21 protein-coding genes are annotated in these 20,237 nt (G+C 66.8%); 9 read left to right on the top strand and 12 right to left on the bottom strand.

What is annotated here, in order from left to right; genetic code table 11:
• Positions 1 to 3 precede the first annotated feature (3 nt).
• Positions 4 to 312 (bottom strand): Asp-tRNA(Asn)/Glu-tRNA(Gln) amidotransferase subunit GatC, encoded by a 309-nt coding sequence (gatC, locus tag ABFG95_RS13395; RefSeq protein ID WP_049076928.1) that lies wholly within the window; start codon positions 310 to 312, stop codon positions 4 to 6.
• A gap of 228 nt (positions 313 to 540) precedes the next feature.
• Here gatC and ABFG95_RS13390 point away from each other — a divergent pair, with 228 nt between their 5' ends.
• From ABFG95_RS13390 to rodA, 5 genes are all read left to right on the top strand, one after another.
• On the top strand, positions 541 to 1,584 hold the full coding sequence (locus tag ABFG95_RS13390; RefSeq protein ID WP_006216320.1) for a rod shape-determining protein: 1,044 nt from the start codon (positions 541 to 543) through the stop codon (positions 1,582 to 1,584).
• 84 nt (positions 1,585 to 1,668) lie between these two features.
• A complete protein-coding gene (mreC, locus tag ABFG95_RS13385; RefSeq protein WP_049076925.1) occupies positions 1,669 to 2,553 on the top strand; it encodes a rod shape-determining protein MreC in 885 nt (294 codons plus the stop codon).
• On the top strand, positions 2,540 to 3,109 hold the full coding sequence (mreD, locus tag ABFG95_RS13380; RefSeq protein ID WP_049076923.1) for a rod shape-determining protein MreD: 570 nt from the start codon (positions 2,540 to 2,542) through the stop codon (positions 3,107 to 3,109). Before mreC ends, mreD begins: the two co-directional genes overlap by 14 nt.
• Before the next feature lie 17 nt (positions 3,110 to 3,126).
• Positions 3,127 to 5,055: a penicillin-binding protein 2 gene (gene mrdA / locus ABFG95_RS13375; protein WP_068953171.1), complete on the top strand. Its 1,929-nt coding sequence runs from the start codon at positions 3,127 to 3,129 to the stop codon at positions 5,053 to 5,055.
• Positions 5,052 to 6,188: a rod shape-determining protein RodA gene (rodA, locus tag ABFG95_RS13370; RefSeq protein ID WP_049076918.1), complete on the top strand. Its 1,137-nt coding sequence runs from the start codon at positions 5,052 to 5,054 to the stop codon at positions 6,186 to 6,188. Before mrdA ends, rodA begins: the two co-directional genes overlap by 4 nt.
• 845 nt (positions 6,189 to 7,033) lie before the next feature.
• Here the strand turns inward: rodA and ABFG95_RS13365 are convergent.
• From ABFG95_RS13365 to argB, 5 genes are all read right to left on the bottom strand, one after another.
• Positions 7,034 to 8,083 (bottom strand): Ldh family oxidoreductase, encoded by a 1,050-nt coding sequence (locus ABFG95_RS13365; RefSeq protein ID WP_049076915.1) that lies wholly within the window; start codon positions 8,081 to 8,083, stop codon positions 7,034 to 7,036.
• A gap of 12 nt (positions 8,084 to 8,095) precedes the next feature.
• The gene (locus ABFG95_RS13360) at positions 8,096 to 9,589 is read right to left on the bottom strand and encodes a DASS family sodium-coupled anion symporter (protein ID WP_080977523.1); all 1,494 of its coding nucleotides are present in this window, start codon (positions 9,587 to 9,589) and stop codon (positions 8,096 to 8,098) included.
• Positions 9,590 to 9,875: 286 nt separating this feature from the next.
• Positions 9,876 to 10,451 carry a nucleoid occlusion factor SlmA gene (slmA, locus tag ABFG95_RS13355; protein ID WP_049076910.1) on the bottom strand — a complete coding sequence of 192 codons (576 nt, stop codon included), beginning with the start codon at positions 10,449 to 10,451 and terminating at the stop codon, positions 9,876 to 9,878.
• 55 nt (positions 10,452 to 10,506) lie between these two features.
• Positions 10,507 to 11,253, bottom strand: coding sequence for a pyrimidine 5'-nucleotidase (locus ABFG95_RS13350; RefSeq protein WP_068950395.1), 747 nt, complete (start codon positions 11,251 to 11,253; stop codon positions 10,507 to 10,509).
• Positions 11,253 to 12,155, bottom strand: a complete 903-nt coding sequence (argB, locus tag ABFG95_RS13345; protein WP_026382124.1) for an acetylglutamate kinase — start codon at positions 12,153 to 12,155, stop codon at positions 11,253 to 11,255. The genes ABFG95_RS13350 and argB overlap by 1 nt, the downstream gene beginning before the upstream one ends.
• 335 nt (positions 12,156 to 12,490) lie before the next feature.
• Between argB and ABFG95_RS13340 the strand changes: the two genes are divergently transcribed.
• The gene (locus ABFG95_RS13340; RefSeq protein ID WP_049076905.1) at positions 12,491 to 13,279 is read left to right on the top strand and encodes a MetQ/NlpA family ABC transporter substrate-binding protein; all 789 of its coding nucleotides are present in this window, start codon (positions 12,491 to 12,493) and stop codon (positions 13,277 to 13,279) included.
• Between the two features lie 204 nt (positions 13,280 to 13,483).
• Here the strand turns inward: ABFG95_RS13340 and ABFG95_RS13335 are convergent, their stop codons facing one another.
• From ABFG95_RS13335 to ABFG95_RS13320, 4 genes are read right to left on the bottom strand one after another with little or no spacing between them, the layout of a single operon-like run.
• On the bottom strand, positions 13,484 to 13,978 hold the full coding sequence (locus tag ABFG95_RS13335; RefSeq protein ID WP_049076901.1) for a TlpA disulfide reductase family protein: 495 nt from the start codon (positions 13,976 to 13,978) through the stop codon (positions 13,484 to 13,486).
• Positions 13,975 to 14,721 (bottom strand): BON domain-containing protein, encoded by a 747-nt coding sequence (locus tag ABFG95_RS13330; protein ID WP_049076891.1) that lies wholly within the window; start codon positions 14,719 to 14,721, stop codon positions 13,975 to 13,977. Before ABFG95_RS13330 ends, ABFG95_RS13335 begins: the two co-directional genes overlap by 4 nt.
• Positions 14,718 to 15,311: a phosphoheptose isomerase gene (locus tag ABFG95_RS13325; protein ID WP_006389868.1), complete on the bottom strand. Its 594-nt coding sequence runs from the start codon at positions 15,309 to 15,311 to the stop codon at positions 14,718 to 14,720. The genes ABFG95_RS13330 and ABFG95_RS13325 overlap by 4 nt, the downstream gene beginning before the upstream one ends.
• Before the next feature lie 30 nt (positions 15,312 to 15,341).
• Positions 15,342 to 15,815, bottom strand: a complete 474-nt coding sequence (locus ABFG95_RS13320) for a YraN family protein (RefSeq protein WP_049076889.1) — start codon at positions 15,813 to 15,815, stop codon at positions 15,342 to 15,344.
• A 68-nt stretch (positions 15,816 to 15,883) separates the two neighbouring features.
• On the opposite strand from ABFG95_RS13320, the gene rsmI reads away from it, so the two are divergent.
• Both rsmI and ABFG95_RS13310 read left to right on the top strand, forming a co-directional pair.
• Positions 15,884 to 16,813: a 16S rRNA (cytidine(1402)-2'-O)-methyltransferase gene (rsmI, locus tag ABFG95_RS13315; RefSeq protein WP_049076886.1), complete on the top strand. Its 930-nt coding sequence runs from the start codon at positions 15,884 to 15,886 to the stop codon at positions 16,811 to 16,813.
• Positions 16,814 to 16,817: 4 nt separating this feature from the next.
• Positions 16,818 to 17,432 (top strand): methylated-DNA--[protein]-cysteine S-methyltransferase, encoded by a 615-nt coding sequence (locus ABFG95_RS13310; protein ID WP_054419855.1) that lies wholly within the window; start codon positions 16,818 to 16,820, stop codon positions 17,430 to 17,432.
• Positions 17,433 to 17,447: 15 nt separating this feature from the next.
• On the opposite strand, the gene ABFG95_RS13305 is transcribed toward ABFG95_RS13310, so the two are convergent.
• The gene (locus ABFG95_RS13305) at positions 17,448 to 18,404 is read right to left on the bottom strand and encodes a septal ring lytic transglycosylase RlpA family protein (protein ID WP_049076883.1); all 957 of its coding nucleotides are present in this window, start codon (positions 18,402 to 18,404) and stop codon (positions 17,448 to 17,450) included.
• Positions 18,401 to 19,273, bottom strand: coding sequence for an RNase adapter RapZ (gene rapZ / locus ABFG95_RS13300; protein ID WP_049078186.1), 873 nt, complete (start codon positions 19,271 to 19,273; stop codon positions 18,401 to 18,403). The genes ABFG95_RS13305 and rapZ overlap by 4 nt, the downstream gene beginning before the upstream one ends.
• Positions 19,274 to 19,479: 206 nt before the next feature.
• On the opposite strand from rapZ, the gene ABFG95_RS13295 reads away from it, so the two are divergent.
• The gene (locus ABFG95_RS13295; protein ID WP_348996016.1) at positions 19,480 to 20,235 is read left to right on the top strand and encodes a c-type cytochrome; all 756 of its coding nucleotides are present in this window, start codon (positions 19,480 to 19,482) and stop codon (positions 20,233 to 20,235) included.
• The last annotated feature ends 2 nt before the right edge of the window (positions 20,236 to 20,237 follow it).

Raw genomic sequence — 20,237 nt, 5'->3', positions numbered from 1 at the left:
GGCTTAATCGAGAACCTTGGGGACCAGGAAAAGACCGTCCTGGGCGTCGGGAGCATTGGCCAGCAGTTCGGCGCGGCGGGCCTCCGAGGCGGTTTCGGTCACGGCGTCCTGGCGCAGGCGCAGCACGATGTCCTCGTGGGCCGACAACGGGTGGGCCAGGGGGTCGACGCCCTGGGTGTCGACGGCCTGCAGCCGTTCGATCAGGTGGAGGATGCCGTTGAGTTCGGCCTGCGCGTGGGCGCGCTGGTCCGGGGTCAGTTCGATTCTGGCCAGCCTGGCAATGCGGGCCACATCTGTGTCATTGAGCGCCATGGGGAGTGCGAATATCGAGAAGCGGAGGCCGAGGGGCGGGACTGGGCAGTATGCACATGCCAAACCCGTTACAAAGCTTGAATAGCCTGCATTTATGCGCTATTTCCGGGGAAATTATAAGTTATGATTCACGGTTTAATCGCCGTGATGACAGGCGCACCCAGGCTTTCCTGGGTCGTACGCCCCGCGGCATGACCCCAATTCCCCCCAGAATTTAGCTGAGCTCCCATGTTCGGATTCCTGCGCAGTTATTTTTCCAGCGATATGGCGATCGACCTCGGTACCGCCAATACGCTGATCTACGTCCGCGGCAAGGGCATCGTGCTCGATGAGCCCTCCGTGGTCGCGATCCGTCATGAAGGCGGGCCTCACGGCAAGAAGATCATCCAGGCCGTCGGCCACGAAGCCAAGCAGATGCTCGGCCGCGTGCCCGGCAACATCGAGGCCATCCGGCCCATGAAGGACGGCGTCATCGCCGACTTCACGGTCACCGAGCAGATGCTCAAGCAGTTCATCCGCATGGTGCACCCGCGCAACATGCTGGCGCCCAGCCCGCGCATCATCGTGTGCGTGCCCTGCGGTTCCACCCAGGTGGAACGCCGCGCCATCCGCGAATCGGCCCTCGGCGCCGGCGCCTCGCACGTGTTCCTGATCGAAGAACCCATGGCCGCGGCCATCGGCGCCGGCCTGGCCGTCTCCGACGCCAGCGGCTCCATGGTCGTGGACATCGGCGGCGGCACCACCGAAGTGGCGGTCATCTCGCTGGGAGGCATGGTCTACAAGGGTTCGGTGCGTGTTGGCGGCGACAAGTTCGACGAGGCCATCGTCAACTACATCCGCCGCAACTACGGCATGCTGATCGGCGAACCCACCGCCGAACTGATCAAGAAGGAAATCGGCTCGGCATTCCCGGGTTCCGAAGTCCGTGAAATCGAAGTCAAGGGTCGCAACCTGGCCGAAGGCGTGCCGCGCAGCTTCACGGTCTCGTCCAACGAGATCCTGGAATCGCTCACCGATCCGCTCAACCAGATCGTCTCGGCCGTCAAGATCGCCCTGGAGCAGACCCCGCCCGAACTCGGCGCCGACATCACCGACAAGGGCATCGCCCTGACCGGTGGCGGCGCGCTGCTGCGCGACCTCGACCGCCTGCTGCAGGAAGAAACCGGCCTGCCGGTGGTGGTCGCCGATGATCCCCTGACCTGCGTCGTGCGCGGTTGCGGCGAGGCGCTGGAACACCTTGAGAAACTGGGCGCCATCTTCATCAACGACTAATTCTGCCCGCCAGCCCGGAGCCCCGCTTTTCCACGGCTCCGGCCGCTGCGGGGGCTGCGGGCGCGGGCGCCCGGGCTGAGATTCATGCAACGACAAGGGACTCCTCCCCTATTCAGGCGCGGCCCTCCGGCGGAGGTGCGGCTGGTCATCCTGGTCGTCCTGGCACTGGCTTTGATCATCATGGATTCGCAATGGCGCATGCTGGAACCGGCGCGCCGGGCGATGTCCGTGGCGCTTTACCCCTTCCAGCGCGCCGTCATGGCGCCGCGCGACCTGGTCCAACAGGTCAACGAATGGGTCAACGCCGCCAACCTCATCCGCACTGAAAACGAAGCCCTGCAGCGCCAGCGCATCGAATTGGCCCAGGTGGCCACGCACGCCGCCCAGCTGGCCGCCGAAAACGCCCAATTGCGCCGCCTGCTCGGCGTCACCGACACCGTGGCGCAGTCGGCCGTGGTGGTGGAAGTGCTGTACGAACCCACCAACGCCTTCAACCAGCGGCTGGTGTTCAACAAGGGCAGCAAGGCCGGCCTGGCGCCGGGCATGCCGGTGATCGACGAAGGCGGCGTGGTCGGCCAGATCGTGCGCGTCACGCCCATGACGGCCGAGGCCGCCCTGGTCACCGACGAACAGGTGTCGATCCCGGTCCAGTTGCTGCGCAATGGCCTGCGGCTGATCGCCTTCGGCGGGAATTCTCCCGGCAAGATGGAAGTTCGTTACCTCGCCGCCAATGCCGACATCAAGGAAGGCGATACCATCGTCACCAGCGGCGTCGGCGGGCTGTTTCCCGCCGGCCTGCCGGTGGCCAAGGTAACCTCGGTCGAGCGCGACACCGCTTCCGGCTTCGCGCGCGCCGTCTGCGAGCCGCTGGCCCACCCTGAACGCTATCGCCACTTCCTGGTCCTGCAGGTGGATGTGGAACGTGCCGAGTCCAACCGTCAGGAGGTCGATTCCGGTGGATCGGACTAATCAACCATCATCCGGGCAACCCCGGCGCCGCCTGGGCACGCCCAGCAACGTGCACCCGGAACGCCTGTCGGGCCCCGCGCACGGGGTCTTCGTCTGGGGCACCATCCTGCTGGTCTGGCTGGTGTCGCTGCTGCCCTGGCGCCTGTGGCAGGGCGCGCCGGATGTCCTGATCCTGATCATCGCCTTCTGGTGCGTGCACGAGCCGCGCCGGGTCGGCCTGTTCACCGCCTTCTTCTTCGGCCTGCTGATGGACGTGCATGACGCCGGCCTGCTCGGCGAACACGCGCTGTCCTACACCCTGGTCGCCTATGGCGCCGTGGTGCTGCACCGCCGCCTGCAACGGTTCGACCTCTGGAGCCAGGCCATGCACATGCTGCCGGTGTTCCTGATCGCCCGTTTCCTCACCCAGATCATCCACGCCTGGCTGGCCGGCAAGTGGCCGGGTTGGGATTGGGGCGTCAGCGTGGCCATCACGGCCGCCCTGTGGCCGCTGGCGGGCTGGGTGCTGCACTTGCCGCAGCGCGGCGCCGACGACGCCGAATCTTCCTCCGCCTGACGGCGGCGCCGCGTCCCATGTTCGAATTCAAGAAAACCGGCCAGCAGCAGAAGCAGCGCTTCCGCCTGCGCGCCTGGGTGGGCGGCATCTTCGCGCTGGCCTGCTTCGGCGTGCTGGTGGGCCGGTTCTGGTACCTGCAGGTCGACCGCTACGAGGGCCTGTCCGAGCGCGCCGACCGCAACCGCATCGCGGTGGTGCCGATTCCGCCGCGCCGCGGCGAGATCCTCGACCGCAACGGCGAGGTGCTGGCGCGCAACTACCGCACCTACACGCTCGAAGTGGTGCCGGCCCAGGCCGGCAACATGAATGCGCTGTTCGAGCGGCTGACGCAGGTGGTCTATATCAGCCCGGCCGACCAGCGCCGCTTCAAGCGCCGCGCGGCCGAGTCCAGCCGCTACGCCAGCCTGCAGCTGCGCAACAACCTCAACGAAACCGAGGCGGCCTGGTTCGCCGCCCATGCCTTCCAGTTCCCGGGCGTCGAGCTGCGCGCGCGCTGGGTGCGCGAGTATCCGCAAGGCCAGTCCGCCGCCCACGTGGTTGGCTACATCGGCCGCATTGCCGAGGGCGACATCGAAGAACTCGAGCGCGCCGGCCAATTGGGCAACTACCGCGGCACCGACGTCATCGGCAAGAAGGGCATCGAGAAGACCTGGGAAGAAGCGCTGCATGGCCGCACCGGCCTGGAAGAGGTCGAGGTGACCGCGGGCGGCCGTCCCATGCGCACGCTGCGCCGCATCGACCCGGTGCCCGGCTCGGACATCATGCTGTCGATCGACCTGGGCCTGCAGAAAGTGGCCGAGGAGGCCTTCGAGGGCCAGCGCGGCGCGCTGGTGGCGATCGACCCCGACACGGGCGAGGTGCTGGCGTTCGTGTCGCAGCCCTCGTTCGACCCGAACCTGTTCGTCGATGGCATCGACGTGGACAACTGGCGCATGCTGAACGAGTCGCCGGACCATCCGCTGATCAACCGTCCCCTGTACGGCACCTATCCAATCGGTTCGACCTACAAGCCTTTCGTCGGCCTGGCGGCGCTGGAGCTGGGCAAGCGCCGCGCCACCGACCGCATCTCCGACCCGGGCTACTTCGAGTTTGGCGGGCAGAAGTTCCGCAACGCCGGCGGCGCCGCCTACGGCATGACCGACATGCACAAGGCCATCGTGGTGTCGTCGGACACGTATTTCTATTCGCTGGGTCCCGAGATCGGCGTGAACGCGCTGCACGATTTCACCAAGCAGTTCGGCTTCGGCCAGATCACCGGCATCGACCTTGAAGGCGAAAAGCGCGGCGTGCTGCCGTCCACCGACTGGAAGCGCTCGGCCTACAAGGACAAGGAACGCCAGCGCTGGTACGCCGGCGAGACCATCTCCGTGGCGGTGGGCCAGGGCTACAACGCCTTCACCCTGCTGCAGCTGGCGCAGGGCACTTCGACCCTGGCCAACAACGGCCTGTACCGTCGTCCGCACCTGGTGCACGCGGTGCGCGATCCGCGCTCGGGCGTGGCCAAGCCCACCGAGTCCGCGCCCGACTACCGCATTCCGCTCAAGCAGGCCAACGTCGACGTCATCAAGAACGCCATGGCCGACGTGGTCCGTGCCGGCACCGCGCGCCGCGCGTTTGCCAATGCGCCCTACCAGGCCGCCGGCAAGACCGGCACGGCCCAGGTGTTCAGCCTGCGCGGCGGCCACTACCGCGCCAGCGCCATCGACGAACGCCTGCGCGACCACGCGCTGTTCATGGGCTTCGCGCCGCTGGAACACCCGCGCATCGCGGTCGCCCTGATCGTCGAGAACGCCGGCTGGGGCGCCAGCGTGGCCGCGCCAGTGGCGCGCAAGGTGTTCGACTACTGGCTGTCCAAGGACCGCCAGGACAAGATCCAGCGCCCCGAGCGCAACGCGTCGACGGCCTCGGTCGAAACCATCACCTCCGACCTGGTGCGCCAACAATGAAGCGTCTCGGCCTGATCCTGCTGCGCGTCTTCACGGCCTTCGACTGGCCGCTGCTGGCGATCCTGATGATGTTCGCCGCGCTCGGCCTGACCGTCATGCATTCGGCGGTGGGCGGCACCGACTGGCGCTTCGCCGAGCAGTCGCGCAACTTCATCATCGCCTTCTTCGCCATGTGGACCATGGCGCTGATCCCGCCCAAGTGGCTGATGAAGCTGGCGCTGCCGTTCTACGTGGTCGGCGTGGTGCTGCTGCTGGGCGTGGAATTCTTTGGCGAGACCAGCAAGGGCGCGACGCGCTGGCTCAACCTGGGCGTGACCCGCATCCAGCCGTCCGAGATGATGAAGATCGCCGTGCCCATGATGCTGGCCTGGTACTTCCAGCGCCACGAGGGCGCCGTGCGCATCCGCGACTTCCTGGCCGCCGCCGCGATGCTGGCGGCCCCCTTCGGCCTGATCGTGCTGCAACCCGACCTGGGCACCGCGCTGCTGGTGTTCGGCGCCGGTTTCTTCGTCATCTACTTCGCCGGCCTGTCGTTCAAGCTGCTGGTTCCCGTCATGCTGGCCGGCATCATCGGCATCGGCACGCTGGTGTACTACGAAGACCAGCTGTGCGAACCGGACGTCAACTGGGTGGTGCTGCACGACTACCAGAAGCACCGCGTCTGCACGCTGCTCAATCCCAGCTCCGACCCGCTCGGCAAGGGCTTCCACACGATCCAGTCGATGATCGCGGTGGGCTCGGGCGGCGTCTACGGCAAGGGTTACATGAAGGGCACGCAGACCCACCTGGACTTCATTCCCGAACGCACCACCGACTTCATCTTCGCCGTCTACGCCGAGGAATTCGGCCTTTACGGCGGCATCGCCATCCTGGTGCTGTACGGCCTGATGATGGCCCGCGGCCTGACCATCGCTTCGCGCGCGTCATCGCAGTTCGGGCGGTTGCTGTCCGGGGCGTTGACGATGATGCTGTTCATCTATGTGTTCGTGAACGTGGGCATGGTGACGGGGATTCTGCCGGTGGTCGGCGTGCCATTGCCGTTCATGAGTTACGGCGGCACGGCGTTGTTCACCATGGGGATCGCGTTTGGGATCATGATGAGCATCAGTCGGCATCGGTCGGTCAAGAGCTGAGCGTTTTGCTTCGTAGGCTGCCCGGTGCGGGTGGCGCACGGGTGGGCGCGCCTGCGATTGCGGTCCGGAGCGTTCGCTCCGGACTTCCCCTTACTCAACCTCGTTGCCGCCTACGGCGGCTGCCTTCGGTTTCCGTCGGGCGCATCTGACGGCGCGCCCACCCGTGCGCCACCCGCACCGGGCTACCGCTGTCGAGAAATGTGGCGCTGCTGCAGCGTGGGGTAAGGAGAGAGTCTTGCGTCGCCCGCCGATGATGGCCGCGCGGGCGGCCATCATCGGCATACATGGTGTCTGGCGTCGGGGCGGGGTTCGCTGCGCGTGGTTGGGCTACTTGTGTGCGCGGCGCATTCTGATGCATCCGAGAGCGCTGCTTTTCGATGCGGCATTGGCCGCTTTTCGATGTGGTGGTAGCCGTCAGTCAGTCTTGAACCTACGATGCCGATGAACATAACACGTCCCCTCACCAGCGGCGCCGCCACCATCCCTTCGACGTCCCTGATCGCGTAAGCCCAAAAAGGCCGCCCGCGCGGCCGGCTTTGGGCGGGCCCCGCAAGATCCTCCTCTCCCCCTCCGTCGCTGGCAAAAACGCCAAGCACCCAATTCGCCCCTGCGATGTTGAACCCGAGACGACGTGAGCCCGTTGCGTTGGCGGGCGGGGGCGGCGGGGCGTGTAGATGCGCCCGAGGGAAACCGTAGGGAGCCGAAGGCGTACGAGGTTGACAACGGGGCAGTCCGGAGCGAACGCTCCGGACCGCAATCGTAGCCCCGCCGCCCCCGCCCGCCAACGCAACGGGCGGCTCAAGAACCCCTGAGCCGCCCGCAAAAACAACCGTAAACACAAATCCTCAAGGCAACGCTTCAGGCACCCCTAAGTCCGCGGCCAGCTTCTTCAATCCCTCCCAGATGGGAGGCGCGAATTCCAGCGACTCCGCGTTCAGCTCGCGGTTGCGGGCTTCGTACTCGCCCGGATACTGGACGCCGTCCACGCCCGGTTGCGGCGGGCAGGCATGCAGGTAGTCGATGAACGCGCCCACTTCCATCGAGCGCCAGTCCGTATTGAAGTCCACCTGCGGATCCAGCAGCAGCGCGAACATGTTGTTCGTCGCCACCCCGTTGCGCGGATGCTCCGGCTGGATCGTGCCGCCGCCGGACAGCACGCCCGCCAGCAGCTCGGCCACCAGGCCCATCGCGTAACCCTTGTGGCCGCCGAACGGCAGCAGCGCGCCTGGCGGATCGGTGAACAGCGCGCCCGGATCCGTGGTCGGATTGCCCTGCGCATCGATCAGCGACCCCGGCGGCGCTTGTTCGCCCTTGGCCGCCAGCACGCGGGCCTTGTTCACCGCGATCGAGCTGGTCGCCATGTCGACGATGAAAGGCGGGCGGCCGCCCGGCAGCGGCCCGGCGAAGCACAGCGGATTGGTCGTCAGGCAGGCGCGCGCGCCGCCGAACGGCGCCACGGTGGGGGCGCGGTTGATCACGTTGGTGAAGGCCAGCAGGATCAGGCCCTTGGCTGCCACCATCTCGCCGTAATGGCCCATGCGGCCCAGGTGGTGGCTGCGGCGCAGCGTCAGGATGCACTGGCCGTGCTCCTGCGTGCGCTCGATGGCCTTCTCGATCACGACCTTGCCGATGTACTGGCCCAGGCCGTTGTGGCCGTCGTAGGCCAGCATTGCGCCACGGTCGTTGAGCAGCTCGGGGCGGCCGTCGGCCTGCGCCAGGCCTTCGCCCAGCACACGCCGGTAGTTGGTCAGGATCGACAGGCCGTGGCTGGTGTAGCCGACCCGGTCGGACTCCACCAGGTGCTCGGCCACGTCGCGGGCGATGTCTTCCGGCACGCCTTGCGCCATCAGCACGCGGCGGCCGTATTCATTGGCTTGGGCGATGGAGATCTTCATGATGCGACCTCCTTACAGCCAGCCGAGCCAGCGCCAGTAGGTCATGCCCATCAGCATCATCAGCGCATAGCCGACGAGGGTGACCAGGATGCCGACCTTGGCGAACTGCTTGGCGTTGAAGGTTTCGGTGCCCAGGCACACCATGTTCTGCGGCGCGTTGATCGGCAGGATGAAGCCGTAGCTGACCACGAAGCCCAGCAGCATGGTCATGCCCAGGCGGCTGAAGTCGCCCGGCAGCGTGGCCAGCACCGAGATCAGGATCGGCAGCATCGCCGAGGTCAGCGCGGTGGCGCTGGCGAACCCCAGGTGGATGATGATCAGAAAGGCCGACAGGATCGCGAAGATGGCCAGCGGGCCGAGGTGGTCCAGGCCGGTGTGCGCCACCACCTGGTTGCCCAGCCATTGGCCGGCCTGCGTGGTCAGCAGCGCGGTGCCCAGGCTGATGCCGACGCCGAACACGATCACCGTGCCCCATGGAATGCGCGATTGCACGTCTTTCCAGGTCATCACGCCAAAGCGCGGCAGCAACAACAGGACCAGGCCGAAGTAGGTGGTCGAAGTGGTGTCGAACTTGTGCAGCTTGCCTTCGGTCGACCAGAACAGCAGCAGCATGATGGACACGGCCATCAGGCGCTTTTGCGCGCCGGTCATGGGGCCCAGTTCAAGCAGCGATTTCTCGACGGCTTCCTTGCCCCCCGCGATGCTGTCGCTTTCCGGCGGCAGCAGCTTGAGGACGATGACGATCAGCACGGCCGACATGATCAGCGACCACGGCGCGCCGGCGATCAGCCAGTCCGACCAGGCCACGCGCTGGCCAAGCATCTTTTCCATGAAGCCGACGGTCAGCAGGTTCTGCGCGGCGGCCGTCTGGATGCCGACGTTCCAGATGCTGGTGGCCTGCGCCACGATGATCATGATGCCGGCGGCGATGTTCGAGCGCTTGTCCACGCCGAAGGCCGCGATCACGCCCATCATGATGGGCACCACGGCGGCGCTGCGGGCGGTGGCGCTGGGCACCACCAGGCTCAGCACGATGGTCACCGCGATACATCCGATCAGGATGCGGCGCGTGCTGGTGCCAACCTTGGACAGGGTCACCAGCGCGATGCGCCGGTCCAGCCCGGTGAAGGTCATGGCCGCGGCGATGAACAGCGCGCCGGTGACCAGCGCCAGCGCCGAGTTGGCGAAGCCGGTCAGGGCCATGCTGATGGCGGCCGACGTGCCATAGACCACCTGCGGATCCTTGATGGTGGGCGCGGTGCCCAGCAGGAAGGCCATCAGCGTCGTGATCATGATCGCGCTGGCTTCGTAGGACACGGCTTCCGTGATCCACACCACCACCGCGAAGGCCAGGATGGCCAGCATGCGATGCCCTGCGACCGGCAGGTCGGCGGGCAGCGGCATCATCAACACGCCGATCATGACGAGGAAACCGGCGACCAGGCCGATCGGTATTTTGGTTTTCTTGGGGGCTTGCGAGGCAGGGACAGCGGTTTCCGCAGTCATATCCATCTCCGGTTGAGGTCAAACTGACGGCACGCCGCTGACAAGCCCGAGGCTGGATCAAAGCGAAGTGCCGACGCTACAGAATGATCGTGACGGCATTAAGGAAAACCCGTATTGATAGATGTCAATTCGGGGGACAATCGTGCTTGTCGGAAAACCGATCCGGAGATTATGCTCGTCGGCCGCCGAAAATCGCAACCCTACGAATGTTGCATAAAAACAAACAAATGACACAGCCACAGCCGCGCGAGACCGTTATTTCGTTCGTGTTATGGCGCGAATGAAGTCAGCCCAGCGCCAGGCGCAGTTGTTCGTCAAGGTGCAGCGTGGGCACCACGCGCCAGCCGCTCTGGGCGTACCGTAGCCAGCGCCCCAGCACCAGGTGCGTCAGCAGGCTGGCGTGCGCGGCCACGTTGGCTTCGGGGGGCAGGCCGCCATCGGTGACGGCGATGCGCAGCGATTGCTTCAACGATGCCTCGATGCGGTCGTTGATGTGATTGATCCGTTCCTGCAGGCGGTTGTCTTCCGTGACCAGGGCGTCGCCAGTCAGCACGCGCGTCATGCCCTTGTTGCGTTCCGAGAACGTCAGCAGCATCGACACCGTCTGGTGGGCCTGCGACAGCCCGTAGGGCTCGGCGATGGCGATCTGGTTCACCAGCGTGAAAATGCTGGTTTCGATGAATTCGATCAACCCCTCGAACATCTGCGCCTTGCTGGCGAAATGCCGGTAGAGCGCGGCTTCCGAGACCTCCAGGCGCGCGGCCAACGCCGCCGTGGTGATGCGCGAGGCGTGCGGCTGCTCCAGCATCTCGGCCAGGGTCTGCAGAATCTGGGTCTTGCGCTCGCCGGGTTTGGTCGCCATGGACGGGTCTGGTGTTACGCAGGCTGACGGTGAAGGAGGGAGGGCGCGCCGGCGATCAACCCCGCAAAGGGCGTCGGCGCAGCAGCAAATCACTGACGGAGTTTACCCGCAAGTCGACATACGACGGCCGTTGCGCGCGGCCGCGCGCAAACGGGGTCCCGGGATGGAACACATGCACCGTGCGCAGGCCGGCGCGGCGCGCGCCGCGCAGGTTGGCCAGGGTGTCCTCGACCAGCACCGCCTGACGCGCCGGCACGCCCTCGCGAGCCAGCACATAGCGCAGCAGCGCTGGCGACGGCTTGGGGCGGAATTCACCATGCAGGCGCATGTGCTCGATGGCCCACAGGCTGTCGAACTGTCGCAGGATGCCCAGCCGGCGCATCACCGCGCGCGCGTAATGCAGCGGCGCGTTGGTCAGCAGCACCTTGCGGCCCGGCAGTTGCCGCAGCTTGTAGGCCAGTGCCTTCTCGGCGCGCACCAGTGGGTTGACGTCGAAATCGTGGCTGCGGTGCAGGAAGGCGTGCGGGTCGATGCCATGGTTGCGCACCATGCCGATCATTGTTGCGCCGTAGCGCTGCCAGTACTGCTTGCGCACCGCGTTGGCGGTGTCGATGTCCACGTCCAGCGCCTCGGCCACGGCCATCGTCATGCCGTGGTCGATCCGCGGAAAGATGGCGTGCGACGTGTCGTGCAGCGTGTTGTCCAGGTCAAACAACCACAGGCGCCCGGGGGCGCCTGTGGCGGTGCGGCGCGAGCGGCGCTGGCGCACCGCCGGCCGCAGCAGGGTGCGCAGCGCTCGCATCAGTGCGAGCTGATCATCGTGCCAACGCCCTGGTCGGTCAGGATTTCCAGCAGCAGGCAGTGCGGCACGCGGCCGTCGACGATGTGCACCGAGTTGACGCCGTTCTTGGCGGCATCCAGCGCCGACGAGATCTTGGGCAGCATGCCGCCCGAGATGGTGCCGTCGGCGAACAGTTCGTCGATGGTCTGGGCCGACAGGCTGCGCAGCAGCTTGCCGCCCTTGTCCAGCACGCCCGGGGTGTTGGTCAGCATCAGCAGTTTTTCGGCGCCCAGCACTTCGGCCATCTTGCCGGCGACGACGTCGGCGTTGATGTTGTAGGCGGTGCCGTCTTCACCGTAGCCGATGGGCGAGATGACCGGAATGAACTGGTCGTCCTGCAAGGCCTTGACCACCGCCGGCTCGACCAGGGTGATGTCGCCGACGAAGCCGATGTCGATCGGTTCGGCGGGATTCTCCTTGTTGGCCATCAGCTTCTTCTGGGCCTGGATCAGTCCGCCGTCCTTGCCGGTCAGGCCCACGGCCTTGCCGCCGACTTCGTTGATCATCATGACGATGTCCTGCTGGACCTGGCCGCCCAGCACCCATTCGACCACTTCCATGGTCTCGGCATCGGTGACGCGCATACCCTGGATGAAGGTGCCCTGCTTGCCGATGCGGCGCAACGCGTCGTCGATCTGCGGACCGCCGCCGTGCACCACCACCGGATTCAGCCCCACCAGCTTGAGCAGCACCACGTCATGCGCGAAGCTGCGCTGCAATCGCTCTTCCGTCATGGCGTTGCCGCCGTACTTGACCACGATGGTTTTGCCGTGGAATCGTCGGATGTAAGGCAGCGCTTCGGAGAGCACCGCGGCTTTGACAGCGGGAGACGAGACGGCAGCAGGGTCGGGGGTGTCGGTCATGGCAGCTAAGTCGGCAATAAGTAGGGTATGAAAGTTAGAGGTTGAAAGCCTTGTGCCGATGATGGCGCGAAGGCGTTGCCCCCAGTGGGGGCGAGAGGTCCCGCAGTAAAAAAATGCCTGCACAGGAACGCGTTGGCAACGCGGTAGCGCAAGCATACGACGGATTGTAGTCCCCACAGGTTTCTTATGCTTTAAACCCATGTTGATATGCCCGACAAATAACCGGCATTGGGGTAAATTGGGGGCGTTTTCGCAACGGAGCGCCCCTCAAAAGGGGGATTCTCCACACCGGCTGGGCATTTGCCCCCAATTCCTACCTATAAAAGAGGCAACTCATGCGTTTGAATTTCGTCCGTTCCGCCCTGGTGGCATCGGCCCTGCTGGTGGCGGCCACTGCCGCCCACGCCGAAAAGATCGTCGTCGGCGCCACCCAGGTGCCGCACGCCGAGATCCTGGAAGTGGTCAAGCCGCAGCTGGCCAAGGAAGGCGTGGAACTCGACATCAAGGTCTTCAACGACTACGTCCAGCCCAACCTGCAACTGGCCGACAAGCAGCTCGACGCCAATTTCTTCCAGCACAAGCCGTATCTGGACACCTTCAACAAGGACCGCAAGGCCACGCTGGTGCCGGTCGCCCTGGTTCACGTCGAACCTTTCGGCGGCTACTCCAAGAAAATCAAGACCCTGGCCGAGCTGAAGGACGGCGCCACTGTCGCCATCCCGAACGACCCGTCCAATGGCGGCCGCGCCCTGGTGCTGCTGCAGAAACAGGGCATCATCAAGCTGAAGGATCCGTCCAACATCCTGGCGACCGCCGCCGATGTGGTCGAGAACCCCAAGAAGCTGAAGTTCCGCGAACTCGAGGCCGCCATGCTGCCGCGCTCGCTGGATGACGTTGATCTGGCCCTGATCAACACCAACTACGCGCTGGAAGCCGGCCTGGTGCCGACCAAGGACGCGCTGTTCATCGAAGGCTCCGATTCGCCCTACGCCAACATCCTGGTGACTCGCGCCGACAACAAGGACGCGCCCGGGATCAAGAAGCTGGTCAACGCGCTGCACTCGCCCGAGGTGAAGAAGTTCATCGTCGACAAGTACAAGGGCGCCGTGGTGCCGGCGTTCTGATCGCGACGCGGACCTGTTCCCCCGCCGTAACCGCCCGCTCATGCGGGCGGTTTCTTTTTGGGCCAGGCCCTGGCTTCGGGCATTGGGGGCGGGGGGCGGCCGGGGATTGGCGCGAGGCGTGGCCGAGCCCAGCCGGCCGGCCGTGGCCAAATGAAAACCGCCCGGCAGGCGGGCGGTTCATGGCGGCGGCCGAGCGGACCGGGTTCAGCCCGCGGCCAGCGCCTTCTCGACGGTGGCGTGGAATTCCGCCACGTCATACTCGCCCAGGTAGCGCTTGATGATGTGTCCCTGCTTGTCGATCAGGAAGGCCGTGGGCGTCAGGCGGATGTCGCCGAACGCGCGGGCGATGTCGCCCTTGGTGTCCAGCGCCACCGGGAACGGCAGCTTGCGGCTCTCGGCGAAGTTCAGCACGAAGTTGGGCGGATCGTAGTCCATGGCGACCGCGATCGCCTGGTAGCCCTTGCCCGCATACTCGTTGTAGGCGGAGATGGTTTCCGGCATCTGCTTGACGCAGGTGACACAGCTGGTGGCCCAGAACTTCACCAGCACCACCTTGCCGCGCAGGTCCTGCATGGAGAAGGTCTTGCCTTCCAGCGTGGTGAAGGTGACGTTCGGGGCGGTTTGCGCTGGGCGCAGGGTGAACCAGGCGCCGACGCCGACCGCCACCAGGACGGCCAGGGCTACGATGGCTTTTTTCATTTGATGGGCATGGCTTCTACGGCACTGCCACCGCTGCTGGGCGCGCTGCTGCCGCTGTCGGCAGCGCCCGCGCCGCTTTCGATGGGGGCCTTGGTTTCCGTGGTGGTCGACTTGCTGCCGCTGCTGGACAGGCGGATCGCTTCCTCGCGGCTGATGGTCTCGAACAGTTTTACCACTTTTGCCACGCCGCCGAGGTCGGCCACCGCGTTGGCGGCGTAATCGCCTTCGGCCTGCGTCACCTTGCCCATCAGGTAGACGACGCTATGGTCGGTGGTCACGGCGATGGTGCCGGAAGGCACGTACTTGGTGTTGATCAGCGCGGTCTTGGCCTTGGAGGTGAGCCAGGTATCGTTCGAGCGCACGCCGAAGGACGCGATCGGGCCCACGGTGAGCTGGTTGATCACCTGCTTGACGTTCTCGACGCTCTGGGCAATGGCGGTGGCCTGGGACTTGGCTTCCTCGGTGGGCACGTCGCCGGTCAGCAGCAGGTGGCCGCCGTAGGCCATGGCGTTCACGCGCGCCGCGTCGCCCAGCTTGTCGGAGATCTGCTTCTGGGCCTTGAAGGCCATGTTCTGGTCTTCGAGCTGGATGCCCGAGGTACGCCGGTCGGTCACCACCACCGCAGTGGTGGCGGCCGCGCCGCCCACGATCAGGGGGGCGCAGGCCGACAGCGACAGCACGGCGCCGGACAGGGCCGCGGCGAGCAGCAAGGGGCGGGTGGCGTGTCGGACGTCTGAAATCATTCGGTGTCTCCAAGCAGAAGAGCGTCAATGCCGTCGCAAAGCGCATGCAACAGCAGTATATGGACTTCCTGGATGCGCATCGTGCGATCGCTGGGAACACATAGATGGACGTCCATCGGCGTAATGAGTTCCCCCATGACGCCGCCGCCCTTGCCGGTCAGGGCCAGCACGTGCATTTCGCGGCTGGCGGCCGCTTCCATGGCGCGCACCACGTTGGGCGAATTGCCGCTGGTGGAAATGGCCACCAGCACGTCGCCGGCCTGGCCGAAGGCGTTGACCTGGCGTTCGAAGACCTCGTCGAAACCATAGTCGTTGCCGACGGCGGTGAGGATCGAGGTGTCGGTATTCAGGGCGATGCCGGCCAGGGGCAGGCGTTCGCGCTCGAAGCGGCCCACCAGCTCGGCGATGAAATGTTGCGCGTCGGCGGCCGAGCCGCCGTTGCCGCAAGCCAGAATCTTGCCATTGTTGGCGAGGGCGCCGAACAGCACGTCCACCGCGATCGCCAGCGGCTCGGCCAGCACGTTCATGCTTTGTTCGTACGTGGCCATGGCGTCGCGAAAGTGCGACGTCATTCGAGAGGTCATATCCATGGGCGCGATTATCTCACGGGCGGACCGGAATCAAGCCAGCTCGAATGCCGCGCGCAGCCATTGGACCCGGTCGCCGTCGAACACGACTGCGTCGAAGCGGGCGGCCGGCATGCTGGCCCGCCAGTAGTGCCGGGCCAGTCGCGGCAGCCAGTGCGCCGCGGCGCGCGCCAGCCGCGCCTGCTTGTCGCGGCCGATGCTGGCGGCGGCGCCGCCATAGGCGTCGCTGCGGCGCGCGCGCACCTCGACGAACACCAGGACGTCGCCGTCGCGCATGGCCAGGTCGATCTCGCCCGCCGGGCAGGCGAGGTTACGGGCCAGCAACACCAGGCCGGCGCCCTGGAGCAGGCGTAGCGCGGCCTCTTCGTGGCTGTCGCCGATGCGCTGGCGCGGCGAGCGCCGGGGGGCGGGCGCGTCACCCCGCGGCCGTGGCGAGGCGCGCCGCCGGCGCCTGGCGGCCCGGCGGCGCGCTGCCAGGGCAAGTTCGAAAGCAAAGGTGTCATCCATCGGGGCCGGTCCGAAACGCGAGGCGATGGCGGCTACACTGGCATGGTTTTCCGCGTAAGTAGGCAGCAATGAATCAAAATGTCTCACCCCCGGTGGCCGGCGACGCCTGGACCCGCGTCGCTGAACGCGTGGCCGGGCAGCATTGGCCCGCCTCGACGCTGTATGTGGTGGCCACACCGATCGGCAATCTGGGCGACCTGGGGCTGCGCGCCTGGCATGCGCTGCAACGCGCCGACGTGATCGCGGCCGAAGACACCCGCGCCAGCCGCACGCTGCTGGACGCCTGGGGCGTCAGCACGCCGCTGATGGCGGCGCATCGCCACAACGAAGCCGCGGCGGCGCAGGCCATCTGTGAGCGCCTGGCGCAGGGCCAGCGCGTGGCGTTGGTCTCCGACGCGGGCGCGCCAGCGGTCAGCGATCCCGGCGCGCGCGTGGTGCGCGCGGTGCGCGAGGCCGGTTTCGCGGTGGTGCCGGTGCCCGGTCCCAGCGCCGTGATTGCCGCGCTGATGGGCAGCGGCGTCACCACCGACGAGAACCCCGCCTACGCCTTCGCCGGTTTTCCGCCGTCCAAGGCCACCGCGCGCCAGCGCTGGCTGCGCACCTGGTGCGCGCTGCCGGCGCCGGTGGTGATGTTCGAATCGCCGCACCGGCTGGCCGCGACGCTGGCCGATCTGCGGGAAGTCTGCGGCGACGCCCGCCTGCTGACGGTGGCGCGCGAGCTGACCAAGCGCTTCGAGGAGATCGCCACTTTCCCGCTGGGCGAGGCGGCCGCCTGGCTGGCGGCCGACGCGCATCGCGAGCAGGGCGAATTCGTGCTGATCGCGCATGCCCAGGCGGGGCGCGAGGAAGACGAGGACGCCGATCCGCGCGCCGACGCCTTGCTGGACGCGCTGCTCGAAACCCTGTCGGTGCGCGACGCCTCGAAGATCGCCGCCAAGGTCACCGGCCTGTCGCGCGACGTCCTGTACAACCGGGCCCTGGCCCGCAAGAATGCGTAAGCCCATGATCTACACCGCAGAGACACGCAAGCGTCCCGGCGAAGCCGCGGAGCCGATCGTCTACCGTGACATCCCCACGCCGCTGGGCGAAATGCGTCTGGTCGCCAGTGCCAAGGGCCTGCGCGGCGCCTGGTTCACCGACCAGACCCTGCTGCCTTCGGCCGAGGGCTGGACCCGCAGCGAATCCGATCCGATCCTGGAACAGGCGCGCCGCGAACTGGATGAGTGGTTCGCCGGCCAGCGCCGCGATTTCGAGGTGGCGCTGGATCCGGTGGGCACGCCGTTCCAGCATGAAGTCTGGCGCGCGCTGTGCAAGCTGGATTTCGGCCAGCTCGCCAGCTACGGCGAACTGGCGCGCACGGTGGGGCGGCCCAAGGGCGCGCAGGCCATCGGCGGCGCGGTGGGCCGCAATCCCGTCATCATCATCATTCCGTGCCACCGCGTCATCGGCGCCGATACCTCGCTGACCGGCTTCGGTGGCGGTCTGCCGCGCAAGCAGGCCCTGCTCAAGCACGAGGGCAGCCAATACCTGAGCCGCAATGCGCGCGCGCGCCGGGTCTGTGACGGCCAGGCGCAGTTGCCGTTCGAGCAGCCGGCGTTCGACTGGCCGGCGGCGTAGCGGGCGGGCGCCGCGCTATTGCGCGGCGATGCTGGGCGTGATGCCGATGCGGTCGGACACCAATTGCACCGCGTTCAGCGCGCTCTGGCGATCCGGATACGGGCCGATCTTGACCCGGTACAGGTTGTTGGCCTGTTCCACCGCGGCCGGGGGCGCCCCATCGGCGCCCAGTTGCGTGTTGATGCGGCTGACCAGCGATTGCGCATTGGCGGGCTGGCTGAACGCGCCCACCTGCAGATAGACGCTGCCGGCCGCGCCGATCTGGCGCACCGGCGCGCTCCCTGGCGCGGGCGCGGGCTGCTGCGCCAGCGGCTGGGGCTCCAGCGCCACCGGCGCGGCGGCGACAGGCGTGGCCACGGGGGTGGAACCGGTGGCCGAGGCGGGCGCCGGCGCCGGCGTCCCCTGGGAGGCCAGGCGACGGATCTCATCCTGCGGAATGCTCTCGACCACCACCTGGCCGCTGCCCGGCCCGATGATGCCCAGCTTGTAGGCCGCCACGTACGACAGGTCCATGATGCGGTCGCTGTGGAACGGTCCGCGGTCGTTGACCCGCACGATGATGGTTTTGCCGTTGACCAGGCTGGTGACGCGCGCGTAGCTGGGGATCGGCAGCGTGGTGTGGGCCGCCGTCATGGCGTACATGTCATAGGGCTCGCCGATCGAGGTCGAGTTGCCGTGGAATTTCTTGCCGTACCACGAGGCGATGCCCTGGCGCTTGTAGGGCTGGCCGCTGGTATCCGGCACATAGCGCTGGCCGAACACCACGTATGGACGATTGGCGCCGCTGGCGTAGGGCTCGATGCGCGGCACCGCGTCCGGCACCTGGTCCAGGTTGGAGGGCGGATTGGCGTCCGGGCCATCGTCCTTGTAGTACCCGCCCCCCTTCTTGCGCCCCCCGGTGGAAGAGCAGCCGGCCACGGCAATGGCCAGCAACAGCATCATCAGGATATGGAGCGGGCGGGACAGGATCATGCGGATTCGTCGGGCAGTTGGGTGCGATGGCGCACCAGCAGCGGGTCGTGGTCGGCGAAGCGCTTGGCCAGCTGTTCGACCACGTAGACCGAACGGTGCTGGCCGCCGGTGCAGCCGATGGCGACCGTGAGGTAATTGCGCGTGTCTTGCGTGTACTGCGGCAGCCAGCGATTCAGGAAGGCGGCGATGTCGTCGATCATCTGGCCCACCTGTTCGTAGCCGGACAGCCAGGTGGCGACCGGTTCGTCGCGGCCGGTCAGCGGACGCAGGTTGCGGTCATAGTAGGGATTGGGCAGGCAGCGCACGTCGAACACCAGGTCGGCGTCGCGCGGCACGCCGCGCTTGTAGGCAAAGGATTCGAAGGTCAGCACCAGCGGGGCGCGGTCGGCCTGGATCAGGTCGCGGATCCACGCGCGCAGTTGGCCCGGCGTGAGTTCGGAGGTATCGATGACGTGTTCCTGCTCGCGCAGCGGCGCCAGCAGTTCGCGTTCGAGCGCGATGCAGTCGGTCAGGGACGGCGCGGTGCCGCCGCGCTGCAGGCGATCGGTCAGCGGATGGCGGCGGCGCGATTCGGAATAGCGTTGCACCAGGGTGTCGGTGCTGGCGTCCAGGAACACCACGCGCAGGCTGGTGCCCATGGCGCGCAGCGCGGTGACCACGTCGGGCAGTTCGGCCAGCTCCCCGGGCGAGCGCACGTCGATGGCGACCGCCACGCGCTCCAGACCGTCGTCGCGGGCGTTGGCGATGAACTCGGTCAGGAACCGCACGGGCAGGTTGTCGACGCAGGTGTAGCTGGCGTCCTCGAGCATGCGCAGGGCCACGGACTTGCCTGAGCCTGAGATGCCGGTAACGAGGACGACTTTCAACATGGACATGATTGTGGCACGCTTTTGCAGGAGGATGCCGGCGGGTTGGCATCTGATATGGCCGTAAACTGCGAATCTGCGCCTGTACCGCTTTGAAGACCCTGGCGTAAGCTTGGGCACCGCACCGACCGATTCATCTACGCGCCCCGCCGCCATGCGCCTTCGGGGGTTGGACTTCGACTTAGTGACTTAGTGTTAACTGGCCCTAGATGTTAGCCCTCATTTCCTTTCGTAGTGTTTCACTGCCGTGGTTCAGGGCAAAAATCCACCTCGTGGCGGCGGTCGTTGTTGCCTTTTCGACAGCGTCTGCCCTGGCCCAGGACGCACCCCAGGTATTGCAGCCCGGCACCATTGCGGCCCGGGTGGCGGCCTGTACGGCCTGCCATGGCGAGCAGGGCCGTGCCGGCGCCGACGGCTATTACCCGCGGCTGGCCGGCAAGCCGCAGGAATACCTCTATCACCAACTGCTCAATTTCCGTGACGACCGTCGCCAGTACCGCCCCATGGCGCACCTGCTGACCGGCCTGCCAGACGCCTACCTGCATGAAATGGCGGCGTACTTCGCGGCGCAGCACGTGCCGTATCCGCCGCCGGCGCGGGCCGAGGTGTCCGCCGCCACGCTCGAGGCCGGTCGCCAACTGGCCCTGTCCGGCGACGCCGCCCGCGGCCTGCCGGCCTGTGCTTCCTGTCACGGCGCCGCCCTGGGCGGCGCGCTGCCCGCCATCCCGGGCCTGCTGGGCCTGCCGCGCGACTACATCGGTTCGCAGATCGGCAGCTGGAAGAACGGCCTGCGCCGCGCCGCCGCGCCCGATTGCATGGCCGACATCGCCCGCAAGCTCACGCCCGAGGATATCGGCGCCCTGGCGGCCTGGCTGTCGTCGCAGCCGGTTGCAGCCAGCTACGGGCCCGAGCCTGCCGGCGCCTTGCGCCTGCCCGCCGAGTGCGGCAGTCAGGCGCAGCGTTGAAG

The organism is Achromobacter sp. HNDS-1 (genome assembly GCF_040084795.1).
In the GTDB taxonomy this organism is placed as follows: Bacteria; Pseudomonadota; Gammaproteobacteria; order Burkholderiales; family Burkholderiaceae_B; genus Achromobacter; species Achromobacter ruhlandii.
Note: the sequence above shows the minus strand (reverse complement) of the source record. Positions and strands in the feature narration are given on the sequence as shown.